General features: G+C 70.9%; 15 protein-coding genes and 1 pseudogene. 7 read left to right on the top strand and 9 right to left on the bottom strand.

What is annotated here, in order from left to right; all coding sequences use genetic code 11:
• Window positions 1-5: 5 nt before the first annotated feature.
• The 3 genes from RDV84_RS08385 to RDV84_RS08375 form a co-directional block, all read right to left on the bottom strand.
• Window positions 6-689, bottom strand: coding sequence for an RDD family protein (locus tag RDV84_RS08385; protein WP_057949478.1), 684 nt, complete (start codon window positions 687-689; stop codon window positions 6-8).
• On the bottom strand, window positions 689-1195 hold the full coding sequence (locus RDV84_RS08380) for an RDD family protein (protein ID WP_309153064.1): 507 nt from the start codon (window positions 1193-1195) through the stop codon (window positions 689-691). Before RDV84_RS08380 ends, RDV84_RS08385 begins: the two co-directional genes overlap by 1 nt.
• Window positions 1196-1286: 91 nt before the next feature.
• Window positions 1287-1829 (bottom strand): gamma carbonic anhydrase family protein, encoded by a 543-nt coding sequence (locus RDV84_RS08375; protein WP_057949480.1) that lies wholly within the window; start codon window positions 1827-1829, stop codon window positions 1287-1289.
• A 96-nt stretch (window positions 1830-1925) separates the two neighbouring features.
• Between RDV84_RS08375 and RDV84_RS26045 the strand changes: the two genes are divergently transcribed.
• The 5 genes from RDV84_RS26045 (at window position 1926) to xth (ending at window position 7120) form a co-directional block, all read left to right on the top strand.
• Complete coding sequence (locus RDV84_RS26045) at window positions 1926-2234, top strand: DUF6053 domain-containing protein (protein ID WP_425606427.1); 309 nt, start codon at window positions 1926-1928, stop codon at window positions 2232-2234.
• A complete protein-coding gene (locus tag RDV84_RS08370) occupies window positions 2123-3550 on the top strand; it encodes a coniferyl aldehyde dehydrogenase (RefSeq protein ID WP_309153063.1) in 1428 nt (475 codons plus the stop codon). The genes RDV84_RS26045 and RDV84_RS08370 overlap by 112 nt, the downstream gene beginning before the upstream one ends.
• 67 nt (window positions 3551-3617) lie before the next feature.
• Window positions 3618-4883, top strand: a complete 1266-nt coding sequence (locus RDV84_RS08365; RefSeq protein WP_309153062.1) for a hypothetical protein — start codon at window positions 3618-3620, stop codon at window positions 4881-4883.
• 58 nt (window positions 4884-4941) lie between these two features.
• Window positions 4942-6276 carry a hypothetical protein gene (locus RDV84_RS08360; RefSeq protein ID WP_309153061.1) on the top strand — a complete coding sequence of 445 codons (1335 nt, stop codon included), beginning with the start codon at window positions 4942-4944 and terminating at the stop codon, window positions 6274-6276.
• Between the two features lie 76 nt (window positions 6277-6352).
• Window positions 6353-7120, top strand: a complete 768-nt coding sequence (gene xth, locus RDV84_RS08355) for an exodeoxyribonuclease III (protein ID WP_309153060.1) — start codon at window positions 6353-6355, stop codon at window positions 7118-7120.
• 207 nt (window positions 7121-7327) lie between these two features.
• Here xth and RDV84_RS08350 read toward each other — a convergent pair whose 3' ends face one another.
• Window positions 7328-7603 carry a GlsB/YeaQ/YmgE family stress response membrane protein gene (locus RDV84_RS08350; protein ID WP_057949485.1) on the bottom strand — a complete coding sequence of 92 codons (276 nt, stop codon included), beginning with the start codon at window positions 7601-7603 and terminating at the stop codon, window positions 7328-7330.
• Between the two features lie 588 nt (window positions 7604-8191).
• Here RDV84_RS08350 and RDV84_RS08345 point away from each other — a divergent pair.
• Window positions 8192-9253: an IS30 family transposase gene (locus RDV84_RS08345; RefSeq protein WP_309152148.1), complete on the top strand. Its 1062-nt coding sequence runs from the start codon at window positions 8192-8194 to the stop codon at window positions 9251-9253.
• A 424-nt stretch (window positions 9254-9677) separates the two neighbouring features.
• Here RDV84_RS08345 and RDV84_RS08340 read toward each other — a convergent pair whose 3' ends face one another.
• The 3 genes and pseudogenes from RDV84_RS08340 to RDV84_RS08330 all read right to left on the bottom strand — a co-directional run bounded on the left by RDV84_RS08340 (window position 9678) and on the right by RDV84_RS08330 (window position 14356).
• Window positions 9678-10700: a 3-oxoacyl-ACP synthase III gene (locus tag RDV84_RS08340; protein WP_057949486.1), complete on the bottom strand. Its 1023-nt coding sequence runs from the start codon at window positions 10698-10700 to the stop codon at window positions 9678-9680.
• 271 nt (window positions 10701-10971) lie between these two features.
• Window positions 10972-11274 (bottom strand): annotated as a pseudogene (locus RDV84_RS08335) (DUF4156 domain-containing protein); the annotation flags it as partial.
• 211 nt (window positions 11275-11485) lie between these two features.
• Window positions 11486-14356: a M16 family metallopeptidase gene (locus RDV84_RS08330; protein WP_309153059.1), complete on the bottom strand. Its 2871-nt coding sequence runs from the start codon at window positions 14354-14356 to the stop codon at window positions 11486-11488.
• A gap of 139 nt (window positions 14357-14495) precedes the next feature.
• Between RDV84_RS08330 and RDV84_RS08325 the strand changes: the two genes are divergently transcribed.
• The gene (locus RDV84_RS08325; protein ID WP_057949488.1) at window positions 14496-14975 is read left to right on the top strand and encodes a tRNA (cytidine(34)-2'-O)-methyltransferase; all 480 of its coding nucleotides are present in this window, start codon (window positions 14496-14498) and stop codon (window positions 14973-14975) included.
• A 136-nt stretch (window positions 14976-15111) separates the two neighbouring features.
• Here the strand turns inward: RDV84_RS08325 and RDV84_RS08320 are convergent, their stop codons facing one another.
• The gene (locus tag RDV84_RS08320) at window positions 15112-16341 is read right to left on the bottom strand and encodes an MFS transporter (protein WP_309153058.1); all 1230 of its coding nucleotides are present in this window, start codon (window positions 16339-16341) and stop codon (window positions 15112-15114) included.
• Between the two features lie 8 nt (window positions 16342-16349).
• A complete protein-coding gene (locus tag RDV84_RS08315) occupies window positions 16350-17189 on the bottom strand; it encodes a Rossmann-like domain-containing protein (RefSeq protein WP_309153057.1) in 840 nt (279 codons plus the stop codon).
• Between the last annotated feature and the right edge of the window lie 4 nt (window positions 17190-17193).

Raw genomic sequence — 17193 nt, 5'->3', positions numbered from 1 at the left:
CCGGGTCATCGCCGCCCCAGCAACCAGTTGGCGATGCCGTACAGGCGCGCCACCGCGGCCTGGCCGCGCGCGTGCACCAGCGGCTCGGCGAGGTCGGCCAGTTCGGCCTGGCGCGCCGCGGTCAGGCCCGGGCCGCGCTCGGCGAAGGCCACCACCGCGGCCTGTTCGTGCGCCAGCAGCAGTTGGTCCGGCGCCACCGCCGGCGCCGCCACCGCCTCGTGCAGCAGCGCCTGGCGCGGCGCGTGCACGACCAGGGTGCGCGCGACCATGTCGCCCAGGCGCCGGCCCCACGGATCGATCAGGCTGGTCGCCAGCCCGACCGCATAAAACAGCGGCAGCGCGTCCACCACCCGCAGCAGGTTGCGCGCGAACGCGGCCATCCAGCCCACCGGCGCGCCGTCGGCGGCGACCACGCGCAGCCCCAGCGCCCACTTGCCGGGCGTGCGGCCCTGCATCAGCACTTCGAACAGCACCGGGTAGAACCAGGTCAGGGCGAAGCTGGCCAGCATCACCAGCGCGCCGCCGGCCTGGCCGAACGGGATCGCCAGCAACTGCACCAGGGCGACGTAGATCGCGCCGCGCGCGAGCAGGTCCAACAGGTACGCCAGCGCGCGCGGCACCGGGCCGGCGGCGCGCAGGTGCAAGGCCACGCCTTCCGGCGTCACCACCTGGCGGTAGGTGTCCAGCATCAGGCGTTGACGACCTTGGTATCGCACATCAGATCGTGCAGGCAGCGGCTTTCCGCGCCGAAGATCCACAACGCGTTGACCAGGGCGAACAGCGCGCCCAGGCACGGCACCTGTTCGATCAGCGCGATCACGAACATGCGCAGGCCGAAGATCCGCCCGAACGAGCACGGCGAGCCGTCGTTGCGCACGATCTTGATCTTCAGCCAGCGCTTGCCGAGGGTCTGCGAGTGCTGGTTCAGCAGCACGCACTGATAGACGAACAGCCCCAGCGCGGCGAGCACGCTGAGCGCCATCATCGCCATCTGCAGCCCCGAGGGCTCCTTGTTGCCGGGATCGATCGCGATGGCCAGGAACGTCGGCACGAAGCACACCATCATCAAGGCGCCGTCGATCAGCCGCGCGACCAAGCGCAGGCCGCGGTCGGCCTTGACCGAATCGTCGACCAGTTCGCCCGGCAGCGGCGGCGGCGCGGTCGGCGCCGCGTACGGATTCTGCGTATCTTCCATGTAGCGATGACTCCTTGAGTCCTGCTTTTCCCCTGCCGCGACTGTAAACGCGGCCGGCGGGCCTGGCTAGCCGGCCGCCGCAGCGGCGCGCTCAGGCCGCGGGCATGCCCAGGTAGCGGTCCTTCAACCGCACATAATGCTGCGCGCTGTATTGCAACTGCTCGATCTCGCGCTCGCTCAGCCGCCGCGCCAGCCGCGCCGGGTTGCCCAGCCACAGCTCGCCCTCGCCGACCACCTTGCCCGGCGCGATCACCGCGCCGGCGCCGACGAAGCCGTAGCGGCACACGCGGGCGCCGTCGAGGATCTTGGCGCCCATGCCGATCAGGGCGAACTCATCGATGGTGCAGGCGTGGACGATGGCGCCGTGGCCGATGGTCACGTCGTTGGCGATGACCGTCGGCAGGCCGCCGGGGCGGGTGAACGGGCCTTCGTGGGTGACGTGGACGATGGTGCCGTCCTGGACGTTGGTGCGCGCGCCGATGGCGATCGAGTTGACGTCGCCGCGGACCACGCAGCCGGGCCAGATCGAGACGTCGTCGCCGAGGCCGACCGCACCGATCACGGTCGCGGCCGGGTCGACGTAGACGCGCTCGCCGAGGGTGGGGAAGGTGTCGAGATAGGGTCGCAGGCTCATCCGCGCATTGTAAGCGCTGGCGGCGGCGCGCTGCGGACGCGGCGGCGGAACGCCCGATCCGGGCAGGCCTCGTTCTTGCAGGAGGGCCCAGCCGTTGTGGGAGGGCCTTCAGGCCCGATGCTTTTGTTTCAGATCGCGGCGATCGGACCGGAAAGCATCGGACCTGAAGGCCCTCCCACAAAAGCCTGCGCCTCGCCGCGCTCCCAACTCGACCGCCGCGCCCCCCGCGCCTGTCCTCTGCCGCCCCACCGCGTTCGCGTTTTCCCGCCCCGGGCCGTACTAGACTGCGGCGTATGGACATCCTCGCCGACACGCCCATCGCCGACCTCGCCGCGACCCGCGAACGCCTGCGCACCGCCTGGCAGGCGCGCAAGCCCGATTACGCCCAGCGCCGCGCCGACCTGATCCGCCTGCGCGACGCCTTCCGCGCCCACATTCCGCAGATGGACGCGGCGATCCGCGCCGACTTCGGCCACCGCTCCAGCCACGAGAACCTGCTCTCGGAGGCGATGATCACCCTGGCCGAGATCGAGCACGCGCTGTCGCACCTGCGCGCCTGGATGCGCCCGCGCCGGGCCGCGGTCGGCTGGCGGTTCTGGCCGGCGCGCGCGCAGATCCGGCCCGAGCCGGTCGGCGTGGTCGGCATCCTGTCGCCGTGGAACTATCCGGTGAACCTGGCCCTGGTGCCGCTGGTGTCGGCGATAGCGGCAGGCAACCACGTCTACCTCAAGCCGTCCGAACACACCCCGCGCACCTCGCAGTTCCTGCGCGAACTGCTCGCCGACGTGTTCCCCGAAGACCGCGTCGCGGTCGCCCTGGGCGGGCCGGAACTCGGCGCGGCGTTCTCGGCGCTGCCGTTCGACCACCTGCTGTTCACCGGCTCCACCGCGGTCGGGCGCAAGGTCATGGCCGCGGCCGCGCCGAACCTGACCCCGGTGACCCTGGAACTCGGCGGCAAGGCGCCGGCGCTGGTGTGCGCGGACTATCCGCTGGATCAGGCCGCCGCGCGCATCGCCACCGGCAAGTGGTTCAACGCCGGGCAGACCTGCATCGGCGTGGACTACGTCCTGGTCGACCACGCGCGCCGCGACGCCCTGGTCGAGGCGCTGCTGGCGCAACTGAAGGCGCGCTACGGCGACATGACCGCGCCGCAGGACTACACCCGCATCATCAACGCCAGCCAGTACGCGCGGCTGGCGTCCTACCTCGACGACGCGCGCGCGCGCGGCGTGCAGGTGGTCGAGCCGTTCGAAGACGGCAGCACGCGCGAGGCCAACGCCGCGCAGCGGCTGTTCCCGCCGACGCTGGTGATCGAACCCGGCGACGACGCGCAGGTGATGCAGCACGAGATCTTCGGCCCGATCCTGCCGGTGCTGTCCTACCGCAGCCTCGACGAGGCCATCGCCCGCATCAACCGGCTCGACCGGCCGCTGGCCCTGTATCCCTTCAGCCGCGACGCGGCCCAGGTCGACAAGATCCTCGCCCAGACCCTGGCCGGCGGCGTCACCGTCAACGACACCCTGCTGCACTTCGGCGCCCACGACCTGCCGTTCGGCGGCATCGGCCCCAGCGGCATCGGCGCGATCCATGGCCGCAACGGTTTCGACGCCTTCAGCAAGCTGTTGCCGGTGTTCTACCAACGGCCGTGGGCCGGCAGCGACCTGCTCAAGCCGCCGTACAAGGGCAAGATCGACGCGATGATCCGCTTCCTGGCGAAGTAGGCCGCGCCGGCGCGCGATGCGATGATGCGGACGCGGCGTACCGCCGCGCCGATGGACCGCATCGCCCATGCAAGGAACGCCAGGCCCCGCCGCCGCGCGCGCGCGCACCGAACCGCCGCGCTCCAACGCGCCGACCTGGACCGCGCTCGCGCTGCCGCCGCTGGCCTGCGCGCTGTGGCTGGCCTGGGCCGCGTACCGGGTCGGCAACGCCGAGGCCGACACCGGCCTGGCCTACGACACCGTGCTGCAGGGCATCGTCGGCGCCGCGGTCGCCGCCGTCGTGGCGCTCGCGGTGCTGCTGTGGGCCGGTCGCCGCGGCCACGCCGGCCACGCCCTGCTCGCCCTGATCGCCGGCACAGCGCTGTCGCCGCTGCTGCTGTGGTTCGGCCTCGGCGCGGTGCTGTCCTCGCGCCGCCACGATTTCGAACGCCGCCAGCAACAGGTGCAGGCGCTGTCGGCGACGATCCGCGGCGGCGACGCCGCGCGCATCCGCGCCGCCATCGACGCCCTGCCCGACAACCCTGGCCCGGCGCGCACGCTGTGCATGCTGCAGGGCCGGGAAAGCTATCGCCTGGTCAAATGGCTGTGGGTCGACGAACACGGCTACGGCCCGAACCTGCCCAGCGACGAACTGCTGGCCGCGGCCGCGGCGGTGGTCGGCGGGCCGGCGTCGGCGCAGGACAAACAGGCGAGCCTGCGGGTCGTCCTGCGCGCCTTGGCCGACCGCAACGAACCGCAGCGCCTGGGCGAATGGGTCGCGCTGTGGCGGCGCACGCTGCCGCAGCCGGCGCCTCAGCCGCTGCCATTGTCCGCGCCGGCCGAGGAATACGGCGATTGCACGCTCGGCGACCCGGCCGAACGCGTACTTCGCGAGTGGGGCGACGACGGCGTGCGCGCGTGGCTGGACGCGGGCCTGGGCTTCGAGCCCGGCCGCGGCCAGGCCATCGTCGCGCTGCGCGCGGTGCGCAGTACCGACACCCTGCGCGCCCTGCTCGCCGCCGATCCGCGCTTCGCCGAACTGCTGCGCAGCGACCGCGACGCCGGCGAAGACGCGCTGTCGGCGCAGGCCGACTCCCTGAGCGCCGCACTGGACGCCTCGTCGCAGCCTTCGCAGCAGGCCGAACTGGTCGAAGCGCTGCGCGCCGCCGGCGCGCGGCCGCGCGAGATCGGCCCGGTCACCAGCTGCGAGTTGTTCGACAACAGCGAACAGCGGCGCGCGCAACCGCACGATCCGCCCGCGCGGCAGGCGGCGGCGCGGCGCATTCGCGCGGTGCTGTGTCCGGGCGCGGCGGACGCGCCCACGCCGAAACCGCGCAAGCCGGCCGCTGCGTGAGCGCGCTGGCATCGTCCGCGGCGGTGCGGTAGAACGGTTTTTTCCAAGGATTCGAACCATGGCCCCGGACGGCAGCCCCGACCAGACCGCGCGCCGGCGCCGCCGCGCCTTCTACCGCTGGCTGCTGGCCTATCCGCTGGCCGCGCTGGCGTTGACGGTCTACTACACCGCCACCTCGGCCCGGACCGACATGGGCGAGTTCCTGTTGCTGATCGTCATCGTCATCGTCGTGGCATCGGCGATCCCGGTGGCGGCGCTGATCGACGGCGCGCGCTGCCGCGCGATCGGCCCGGCGCTCGGCGGTTGCCTGCTCGGCATCCTCCCGGCCCTGCTGGTGTTCGCCGGCATCGATGCGTTCGATCGCGCCCGCTTCAAACACAGCCTGCAGGTCCAGCGCGATCGCATGGCGGCCCTGATCGAGGCCAGCGCGCGCGGCGACCGCGCCGGCGTGCGCGCGGCGATGACGCCGCTGGAAAGCGCGTACGGCCCCGGCCACGCGCTGTGCCTGATCGGCGGCGCCGGCAAGAGCGACGACTGGGTGTTGCCCGAACCCGACGGCGGCGCCGTTCGCGTGTCCAGCGAGCGCTTGTTCGACGCCGCCGAAGCGCTGATGCAGGGACGCACGCGCGAGCAGCGGCAAACCGTGCTCGGCGCGCTGCTGGTGCGGCTGAGCGAACGCCAGGAAACGGTCGCCGTCCTGCCCCGCTGGCTGCGCCTGTGGCGCGGCACCGACGCCGACGCGACCGCGCGCGCGCTGGAATTCGCGCAACCCCGCGAAGCCCAATCCGCCGGCGATTGCTTTCTCGAAAACGACACCGACCTCGCCCGGATCGTCGCCGATACCTGGCACGACGAAGGCCTGCGCGCCTGGATCGCGGCCGGCTACGATTTTTCTTCCGAACAGGCGCCGTTGGCGCTGGACGGCGTGCGCAGCCAGGCCGGCCTCGACGCGCTCGCCGCGACCGGCCTGGAGATGGGCGCGCTGATGCTGCGCGCCGACTCTCGTGGCGATGCGCTCAACCGGCTCGCCACCCGGCTGCCGCAGCGGCTGGACGACAGCGACGCCCCCGAAGCGTTGGCCGACCTCGTCGACGGCTACCTGCGCGCGGGCGCGCGCCTGGACCGCGCCGCTTTCGGCAAGACGCCGTGCGAGACCTTCGTCGACGGCGAGCGCTACCAGGCGAACATCCGCAACGCCACGCCCGCGCCGGCGCGCGAGGCCGCCGCGCAGCGCATCCGCCTGTCGCTGTGTCCGCAGGGCCGGCCGCCGGTGGCGACGTCTTCCTCGACCGACGCGCACCAGGACCGCCTCAACGCCGCCGTCGAAGCCGCGCAGCGCGAGGGTCGCGGCGAAGGCGGCGAGGACAGCCGCGACACCGATCCCACGCCCTGACCGGCGCGGCGCCCCGGCCGCCCGAAACCGGGCCGCCGGCCGACGACGCGGCGGCAAACGCGGCTACACTTCGCCCATGAAAATCATCAGCTGGAACGTCAATTCCCTCAACGTGCGCCTGCCGCACCTGCAGCAGTGGCTGGCCGCGTTCGCCCCGGACGTCGTCGCGCTGCAGGAAACCAAGCTCGAAGACAGCCGCTTCCCCGACACCGCGCTGGCCGAAGCCGGCTACCGCAGCGTGTTCGCCGGGCAGAAGACCTACAACGGCGTGGCGATCCTCTCGCGCGAAGCCGCGCAGGACGTGCAGATCGGCATCCCGGGTTTCGAGGACGAACAAAAGCGCGTCATCGCCGCCACCGTCGGCGGACTGCGCATCATCGACCTGTACGTGGTCAACGGCCAGGACGTGGGCACCGACAAGTACGCCTACAAACTGCGCTGGCTCGATGCGGTGCATGCCTGGGTGCAGGACGAACTCAGCCGCCATCCCGACCTGATCGTGCTCGGCGATTTCAACATCGCCCCGGAAGCGCGCGACACCCACGACCCGGCGGTGTGGAACGACAGCCACATCCTCACCTCCACCGCCGAGCGCGACGCGCTGCAACGGCTGCTGTCGCTGGGCCTGCACGACGCGTTCCGGCTGTTCCCGCAAGAAGAAAACGCATTCTCGTGGTGGGACTACCGCCAGGCCGGCTTCCGCCGCAACCTCGGCCTGCGCATCGACCTGACCTTGGTGTCCGAATCGCTGCGCGCGCGTTGCGTCGCCGCCGGCATCGACCGCGAACCGCGCACCTGGGACCGGCCGAGCGACCACGCGCCGGCGTGGGTCGAACTGGCCTGAGCGGGCTTGTTCGGAGCGGGCTTGTTCGACGCGAGCTTGTTCGAAGCGGGCTTGTACGAAGCGCGCCCGCCTGAAACGTAGCGCCGCGCAGCGGCCGATCGACTAGGCGATACCGCGACACCCAAAACGAAGGCCCGGCGGATGCCGGGCCTTCGTCGTTTCATGAACGCGGATCGCGAAGCGCCGCGCTCGCGGCCGACGCCCGGCTCAGCGCACGCGGCCGCGCCGGAACAGATTGACGATGCCGAGCAACACGATCGCGCCGACCAGCGACAGCGCCAGACCGGCGATGTTGAACGCGCCGCTGTTGATGGTGCCCGCGCCGATGCCGAGCACCCCGCCGAGCCAACCGCCGAGGAAGGCGCCGACGATGCCGACGATGATGTTGAGGAACACGCCTTGTTGGCCGTCGGTCCTCATGATCATGCTGGCGATCCAACCGATGATGCCGCCCACGATCAACCAAATGATGATGCCGAGCATTGCGTCTTCTCCTGAGAATGGCAGGCGATGCATGCGGCGCCGCGGCGTACCTGATCGTTTCGCGGACCGCCGTCCCTGAACGGGTATGGACGCAGTCTGCTGCGCCGTGCGTGATGGCAACGTCGAATTGCGCATCATCGCCATGTGAAGGAGCGCGCGAGCGTGAGGTTCGTGAACGGTGGTGCGGGCGTGCGCACGGCGCTCTTCTTCATCCGAAATCCGGCGATGCCGCGACCTTAGTCTCGATGGCCATCGCGAGACGGATCAAGACGGCAGCGGCCTCGACGGCGGCCAGCGACGAACTCCCTCACCACCGTTCCGGCGCAAGCCGGACCCAACAAAATCTTGCCGTTGCTGTTGCTGTTGCTGTTGCTGTTCGCTTTGACGCAACCTCAAGCAAAGCACACGTTCCGCAGCCCCGGAGGGCGTGCGCATGGATGCGCACGCGCGACATGGGGCAGGATGCCCCTTATGGCGCGGCCCCGCGCCCGTTTCGAGCCATAGTGGCTCTTGATCCGAAAAAACAAGGCCTTTTCTTTGGTTGCTGGTCTCTAACCTCAAGTGCATCACCTCAGTGAGGCACTGTGAATGGGCCAGCAGTATTCACATCTGAGCGCAGAAGAGCGCGGGGCCATCATGGTCTTGATCGCCCAAGGGGCGAGCGGACGGCAAATCGCCCAGACGTTGGGTCGGGCGCAAAGCACCATCGCTCGCGAGTTGCGCCGTAATGGGTTTCGGTCCCATTCGGGGCCGCCGCTGCGCGGACGCCCCCGTTTCGACCCTGGCTACGATGCGACCCGGGCGGGCCGGCGGGCCCAGCGACTGCGGCGACGGGCGCGGGTGCGCCGCAAGCTGCGACGCGACACCGTGCTGTGGCGACGCGTGCGCTATTGGCTGGAACGGTGCTGGTCGCCGCAACAGATTGCCGACAAACTGCGGGATCTGTACCCGGACCGGCCCTGGCTGCGCGTGTCGCACGAAACGATCTATACCGCGATTTATGCGATGCCGCGCGGCGAATTGCGCCGCCAGGTGCCCCGTCTGCTGCGGCAGGGGCGCAAGTCCGGCCGCCGCACGCGCCAGGGAATCGACGCCCGCGGCCATCTGCCGGATCTTCCCAACATCCGCCTGCGGCCGCCGGCCGCGCATGAGCGCCTGATGCCGGGGCATTGGGAGGGCGACCTGATCGTGGGCGCGCACAATCGCTCGGCGATTGGGGTATTGGTCTGCCGCCGCACCTTGTACGTCAAGCTGGTCAAGCTCGCCGACGCGACCGCGCACACGGTGCTGGAGGCCTTCAGCTCGGCGTTCGCAGGCGTGCCGGAAAGTTTGAAGAAGACCTTGACCTACGACCAGGGCAAGGAAATGGCATCGCATCGGCAGTTGAGCGAACGCACCGGTTTAGCGATCTACTTCGCCGCCCCCCATAGCCCGTGGCAACGCGGAACCTGCGAAAACACCAACGGCTTGTTGCGGCAATACTTTCCCAAGGGCACCGATCTGTCGGTGCATTCTGCGCAGCGCCTCAAAGAGGTGGCGTGGGAAATGAACAACCGCCCCCGTCGTAGCCTGGGCAGGCGCTCGCCCGTCGAGGTGCTCTATGAGGAACTCAAAAACCCGCGGGCGCAGGGTGATGCACTTGGACATTGACTCCGCCAGCCAAAGAAAAACGCTTGTTTAAGGTCACAAGCCACTAGGTCCAGCACCTTTCGCGGGGATGCGCCGTAAGGGGCGTCCATGCCCCTACGGCGCACGCGCGCATCCATGCGCGCGCCCTCCGGGTCTGCAGGGCAGCGCGTGAGTTCGGGGGCGAGCAAAATCAACAGCAACAGCAACAGCAACAGCAGCAACGGCAACGGCAGCAGCGGCAGCGGCAGCGGCAGCGGAATCGATTCTGGCCCCTGTCCGGACGATGGACAGGCCGATTCGATATGACCATCGCTGGCGCAGTCGCTGCTTGCCCGCCGCCACACCCCTCGACCACGAAAAACAAAACGGGCCCGGCGCTGTAGCGACGGACCCGTTCGTTTGTCGGTACAGCGCAGCGCCCGCGGGCGCCGTGCTCAACCCGCGATCACCACACCACTTCGGCCATCGAGCAGTTCAAGCCCGAACCGATGCCCAGCAGCGCGACCCGGTTGCCCTTCTTCAGGCGCCCCATCTCGCGCAGCTTGCTCAGCACGATCGGCACCGAGGCCGGGCCGATGTTGCCGTGCTCGCCGAAGATGGTCATGACTTTGTTCGGGTCGATGCCGAAGGCCTTGAGGAAGGCCTGGGTGTGGGCGCGGCTGACCTGGTGGATGACGAATTCGTCGAGTTCCTCGACCGCCCAGCCCAGCGCGGCGCGCGCGGCGGTGAAGGTCTTCTGGCCGAGCTTGAGGCCCTCGATCATCAGCATGCGGCCGTCGGCGACCATGCGGTCGTGGTGCAGGTCGCCCACGCACAGGTGGTTCCACTCGGTCGCCGAACGGGTCACGCCGCCGCGGTAGCGCGGCGCGCCCGGGGCCAGTTCGGCGCGCGCCAGGACCATCGCCGCGGCGCCGGAACCCAGGGTCAGCGTCGCCATCTCGTCGCGCAGCTGCGCTTCGGTGACGTCGGCGCGCGAGAGCCGGTCGAGCGTCTTCTCGTAGGCCTTGTTGGCGGTCTCGCCGTCGACGACCAGGGCGTAGTCGATCTCGCCGCGCTCGATCATGCGGCCGGCGATGTCCATGCCGTTGATGAAGGCCAGGCAGGCGTTGGCGACGTCGAAGTTCTGGCAGTTCTCGCCCAGGCGCAGGTTGCCGGCGACGATGGAGGCGGTGGACGGCTCCAGGTAGTCGCGGCTGACCGAGGTGTTGACCAGCAGGCCGATGCGGTCGGCGTCGACGCCGGCGTCGGCCAGCGCCTTGACCCCGGCCAGGGTGGCCGCTTCCGAGGGCTTGACCTCGCCATCCCACAGGCGGCGCTCGCGCACGCCGGCGATGTTCTGCAGCACGTCCACCTTGATGCCGAGGCGATCCAGCGTCGGCTTGAGCCGGGCGTTGATTTCCTCGGTGGTCAGCTTTCGCGGCGCGTCGACATGGGCGAGGCCGGCGATGGCTACGTGTTGGAACAGCATGGGCGCGAACCCTTGGCAGGCAGAAAAGTGCGACAGGTTAGCGCCTTCGCGCCCCCTGTGCACCAGCGAAAGTCACGCTTCGGCCTCGACCTGAACCCTGCCGAACGCGAATTTCCCTTTATTTTTCAGCCACTTATGCAGTTTTTTGCGTCGCAAAAAACCCGTACGCCGGCGTTTGGATTTGCGTTCAACCGCCGACGGGATAGGTCTGGGCGCCGCCCGAGGCGGGGTTTTGCGCGGCCGGGGCCGCCGCCGGGACCGCGCCGGCGCCGCAGCGGTAGGCGGCGAAGCGCTGCGCGCCCTCGGCCGGGGCGGCCAGCGCCTGGATGGTGTCGGCCTGCAGGCTTGGGGCCTCGTTGCGCGCCAGGGTTTCCAGTTCCTCGCGCACGCGCAGTTCGTTGCGCTCGTAGAAGGCGACGTTGTGCTTCACCGCGACCTGCACCTCGCCGCGCTTCTCGCACGAGGGCGCCGCGCCGGGGGAGATCACCCGCACGCTCTGCGCGCCCGGGGCCATGTCGACCCAGGTGCAGGCGGAAACGCTGAGGGCCAGGAGCAGGATTGCCGGTGCGCGCATGCGGGAGCCTCGTTGGGTGCGGTGAGCCGGGCGGCATTGTCGCCGGAATCGGCTGAGTACGATAGGAACGGCGCGCGCGCGGCGGCAAGCCCGGCGTCGCGGCGCGCGGCGCGCACGCCTGCGGCGGCGCGACGCCATCCGCATGCGCCGCAACGAAAACGGGCCGCCTGCTCGCGCAGGCGGCCCGCCGTCCGGCCCGCGGCCGCCGCGCTCAGCGCACCGGCTTGCCGTCGTTGTCGATCACCTTGACCTCGCCCAGGCCCAGCGCGCGCACCGGCTGCTCGATCTTGGACAGGTCGCCGACCACCACCCAGGTCAGCGCGGCCGGGTCCAGGGTCTTGGCCGCGGCCTGCGCCAGCGCCGGGGTCATCGCGTCGTTGCGCGCCTTGTACTGCAGGATGTAGTCGGCCGGGCGGCCGTAGCGCAGGTCGGCGCCGATCTGGTCGAGCACCGCGTCGTTGGTCTCGTACGCGCCCGGCAGGCTCAGGGTATTGGCGGCGCGGACCTTGGCGACCTCGGCGTCGAGGATCGGCCGCTTGCCGTCGCTGAAGGTCTCGATCTCGCGCTTGAGCTCGGCCAGCGACTCGGCGGTCTTGTCCGACTGCACCGCCGCGCGGGCGATCCACGGACGCTGGCCCAGCGCGCTGCCCGAGCCGCTGTAGGCGCCGTAGGCCCAGTGCTTGTCTTCGCGCAGGTTCATGTTGAGGCGCGAGCTGAACTCGCCGCCGAGCACGCCGTTGGCGAAGTCGAAGTCGATCGCGTCCTTGTCGCCGGTCGGCGCGGTCAGTTCGCCGACATAGACATTGGACTGGATCGCGCCGGGCTGGTCGACCAGGAACACCCGCGGCGCCTTCGGCCGCGGCACCGTCGCCAGGGCCGGCGCGGCCGGAGCGTCGGCGGCGCCCTTCCAGTCGCCGAAGCGCCGCTCCAGCAGCGGCACGATCTGCGCCAGGGTGGTGTCGCCGACCACGATCACGCGCGCGCGCTGCGGCTGCAGCCAATCGCCGTGGAAGCGCAGCAGGTCCTCGCGCTGGATCGAGGCGATCGAGGCCTCGGTGCCCGAACCGGTGAACGGGATCGCATAGGCGTGGCCCGCGCCGTACAGCAGCGGCGGCAGCACCCGCAGCGCCGCGGTCTGCGGGCGCGCCTTCTCCTGCTTGATCCCGGCCAGCCACTGCGCGCGCACACGCTCGATCTCGCCGGCCTCGAAGCGCGGGCGGCGGACCACGTCGGCGAGCAGGTCCAGCGAGGGTTCGAGCTTGTCGCTCAGCGCCGACAACGCGACGCTGGCCGAATCCAGCGCGGCGCCGCTGCTGAGTTCGGCACCGAGGGTTTCCTTGCGCGCCGACAGTTGCAGCGCGCCGTAGTCGCCGGCGCCCTCGTCGAGCATCGCCATGGCGAAGCTGGCGGTGCCGGTCTTGCGGCCGAGGTCGGCGCTGAAACCGCCGGGGAACTCCATCTGCACCTGCACCACCGGCGTTTCGTGGCGCTCGACCAGCACCACTTCGATGCCGTTGGCGAGCTTCGCGCTCTGGCGCGAGGGGAATTTCAGCGCCGGGAACGCCTGGGTCTGCGGCACGCCCTGGCTGCGGTCGACATCGGACTTCACCGTCTTGAAGCGCGCATCCGGCGCCGGCAGCGCGGCCGGACGGCTGGCCGGCGCGGCGCGCGCGGTCTCCGGCAACGCCGACGCCGGGGTGTCGCCGGGCACCACCACGATGGTGTGCGAACCCACGCCCAGCCACTTGCGGCCCGCGGCCTGCACGCTGGCGACGCTGGCGCGGTCGAGCGCGGCGAGGTCGTCGCGGTAGCAACCGGGCTTGCCGGCGAACACCGCGCAACGCGCGAGCACGTCGGACTTGCCGCCGAAGCCGCCGATGCGCTCGACGCCGCGCACGAATTCGGCGCGGCTGGCGGTCTTGGCCCGCTCCAGTTCTTCCGCGCTGGGGCCCTGCGCGATCAGGCGCTGGATCTCTTCGTCGATGGCCGCGCGCACCTTGGCCGGCTCCACGCCCTGCTTGACGTTGGCCACCACCACCAGGGTGCCGGCGATCTCGGCGGCGTTGTAGGACACGCTGGCGCTGTCGGCGATGCGGTCGCGATGGACCAGGCGTTCGTCCAGGCGCGAAGCGGCGCTGCCGCCGAGCACCTGCGCGAACAGCTCCAGGTCGGTGCCGTCGGCGGCGCCGAACTCGGCGACCGGCCAGGCGCGGTAGACGCGCGCCTGCGGCACGCGGTCGGGGATGTTCTCCTCGGTGTCGCGCGCGCGCTTGGGGATGCGCGCGGGCAGGTCCTTGAGCGTGGCGGTGGCGGGGATGTCGCCGAAATAGCGCAGCGCCTTTTGCTTGGCGGTAGCCGCGTCGATGTCGCCGGCCAGCACCAGCACCGCGTTGTTGGGGCCGTACCAGCTGCGGAACCAGGTCTTGACGTCGTCGAGCGAGGCCGCGTCGAGGTCGGCCATCGAGCCGATGGTCTGCCAGCTGTAGGGATGGTCGGCCGGGAACAGCGCCTCGTACAGGCGCGCGCTGATGCGGCGGCCGTAGGGCTGGTTCTCGCCCTGGCGCTTCTCGTTCTGGACCACGCCGCGCTGCTCGTCCAGGGTCTTCTGGTCGATCGCGCCGAGCAGGTGGCCCATGCGGTCGGATTCCATCCACAGCGCCATGTCCAGCGCGGTGGTCGGCACGTTCTGGAAGTAGTTGGTGCGGTCCAGGTTGGTGGTGCCGTTCTGGTCGGTGGCGCCGACCAGTTCGAACGGGCCGAAGAATTCGTCGCGGTGGTTCTCCGAGCCCTGGAACATCAGGTGTTCGAACAGGTGGGCGAAGCCGGTGCGGCCGGGCTGCTCGTTCTTGCTGCCGACGTGGTACCAGACGTTGACCGCGACGATCGGCGCCTTGCGGTCGGTGTGCACGATCACCCGCAGGCCGTTGGGCAGGGTGAACTCGTCGTACGCGATGTTGACCGCCGCGGCGGGCCGGGCCGGCGCGGCCTCGGCCGCGAGCGCCGCGGCGGGCGCGGCCAGCGCGGCGGCCAGGGCCAGTGCGAGCGCGGCGGCGCGCGGGAAGGACGAGGCGGGATGGGACATGACGGCTCCGGTCGTGAAAGGACGGCCGCGGACGGCCCGGCGGCCATCTTAGGCCGGCCGCGGCGCGCGCGGCACGGGCCGGCGGTCACGAGGGGGTGGCGGCGCGCTTCTGCGTTGCGCCGCCGCGCATAATGCGCGGATGTTCAACGTCATCCTGTTCCAGCCGGAGATTCCGCCCAACACCGGCAACGTCATCCGCCTGTGCGCGAACACCGGCGCGGCCCTGCACCTGATCGCGCCGCTGGGCTTCACCCTGGAAGACAAACAGCTCAAGCGCGCCGGGCTGGACTACCACGAATACGCCAGCCTGCAGGTCCACGACGGCCTGGACGCGGCGCTGGCGGCGATCGCCGCCGCGCAGGGCGCGCCGCCGCGGCTGTTCGCGCTGAGCACGCGCGGGCGCGAGCGCTTCGACGCGCCGCGCTACGCCGCCGGCGACGCCTTCCTGTTCGGCCCGGAAACCCGCGGCCTGCCGCAGGACGTGCTCGACGCGGTGCCGCAGGCGCAGCGCCTGCGCCTGCCGATGCGGCCGGACAACCGCAGCCTGAACCTGTCCAATTCGGTCGCGGTGGTGGTGTTCGAGGCCTGGCGGCAGTTCGGCTTCGCCGGCGGCGAATAGCCGCGCAGCCGCGGGCGCGGCGCACGCAGCTGCGAGGCCGGAAAACGCTCGCCGATAAAAAGAGCCCTCTCCTTTCGCCGGAGTCGAGGAGAGGGCAAGTATCGCTACGGGGAAGGGAGAGAGCGCGACCCGAGCGTTACGACGGCGCCGCGCGCCCGCGCGGGGCCAGGTGCAGACCCAGCGCGCTGGACAATCCGACCGCGCAGAACACCGCCCACGGCAACCACGGCCGCTGCGTCGCCGCGGCCACGTCCATCAGCCAGCCGCCGGCGATGTTGCCCAGGCCGCCGCCGACCGCCAGGCTCAGCGAACTCACGCCGAGGAAGGTGCCGAGCGCGCGCGCATCGGCCAGGCCGGCGATCAGGGTCTGCTGGGTCGGCCGGGTCATCACCGCGCCGAGCGCGTAGCCGGCGACGCAGGCGAGCAATCCGGCATACGAGCCGGCGAAGGCGATGGCGCCGGTGGACAGCGCCATCAGCGCCACGCCCAGCACCAACACCTGCGCCGCGCTGAGCCGCCGCTCCAGCCAGCGCACCAGCCCGTACTGCAAGGCCACGGTAATGCCGGCGCTGAGCGCGAACATTGCGCCGACGCCGTCGACGCTGCCGGCCAGTTTCTGCGCCAGCAACGGAAAGCTGATGTTGATCTGCACCGCCAGGAACCAATACAGCATCAACCACCCGACCAGGGCCGCGAACGCGCGGTTGGCGCGCACCAGCCCGAGGCCGTGGCGCAGCGGCGGCGGTTGCGGCGGCATCTCGAACTTCGGCAGCAAGCGCAGGGCGATGACGAAGTTCAACGCGAAGCACGCCGCCGCGGCCAGGCAGACGATGCGGAAATCGAAGCGCAGCAGCGCCACCCCGAGCAGCGGGCCGAGCGTGGTCGCCACCCCGCTGACCCAGTTGCTGATCGCGTAGTACCGGGGCCGCGACTGCGCGTCGGTCAGCGCGGCGATGCTGGCCTGGTACGGCGCTTCGAACATCGCCCCGCCCAGCGCCGACAGCGCCATCGCCAGCAGCAGCAGCGGCAGGTCGGCGGCGAAGGCCAGGCTTGCGAAGCCGGCCGCGCGCAGCAGCACGCCCAGGCAGATCATGCGCCGCGCGCCGTAGCGGTCCGACAGCATGCCGCCGAGCAGCGCGAGCCCTTGCTGCAGCAACTGCCGCACCGCCAGCGCCAGGCCGACCGCGGCCGCCGCCATGCCCACGCCGTCGACGTAATGCACCGCCACCAGCGGCATCAGCATGGCGAAGCCGGCCACCATGAAGAAGGTGTAGACCAGCAGGCCGTTGAGCGCGCGCTTGCGCGCGGCTTCGTCCAGGACCGGGCCCGCGGCGACGGATGCGGGGGGCGTGGCGGCGGCGTTCATGCCCGCGCTCAGGCGGCTTCGCGCGCGCCGAGGCCGTCGGCGCGGTAGAGGTGGATCGGGGTCGGATCGGCGCTGAACTGCGAGAACGGGAACGGTTCGGCCGACACCGCCGACACGCCGTGGCCGAGAAAGCGCGGCACGATCGCGCTGCCGGTCTGCGCGTACACCACCAGGCCGGTGTCGCGTTCGCGCGCGACCTCGACGATGCGGTCGAACGAGCCGTTGCTTAGGGTCATGCCGGTGGCGATGACCATGTCGGCCCGCGCCAGCACCAGTTCCATGTCGGCGACGACTTCGGTGCCGTCCGCGGTGTGTTTCAGGTTGAAATCGCACGGCAGGCACACGCCGCCGCGTGCGCGGATCGCCTCGACCAGCGGATTGACCACGCCGATCAGGCCCACCCGCATGCCCGGGCGGATGTCGAGCAATCCGGCGATCGCCGCGTCGCGCGCCTTGGCCCGCTCCAGCGGCGTGCCGTGCGGCAGCAGTTGCGCCCGCGCCTGCGCCTGTTCGCGATGCGGATAAGCCAACGCGAGGTACGCATCGAGCGCGGCGATGCGCACCGGCGTGCGCGGATCGCGCAGCAGCTCGGCCAGGCTGCGGCCGGACAGTTCCTCGGCGATGGCCGAGTCGAGCTGGTCGCGTTCCAGGCAGCAGCCGCCAAACGCGGACTCGGCGCGCAGCACCAGATAGTAGTTGCGGTACTTGGTGTCGGTGCCGGGGAACTGGGTGCTTTGGCGGACCCAGAACGCGCCGACCGCGTGCAGCGCGGCGGGATCGGGGCCGTGGGCGCCGCGCAGGACGGCTTCGATGAGGTCGGCGACGGTGGTCGGGGCGGGTGTGCGCATGTCG

Origin of the sequence: Lysobacter yananisis (assembly GCF_031199375.1) — a bacterium.
In the GTDB taxonomy this organism is placed as follows: domain Bacteria; phylum Pseudomonadota; class Gammaproteobacteria; order Xanthomonadales; family Xanthomonadaceae; genus Lysobacter; species Lysobacter yananisis.
The sequence above is the reverse complement of the archived record's forward strand: the minus strand, read 5'-3'. Positions and strand labels throughout refer to the sequence as shown.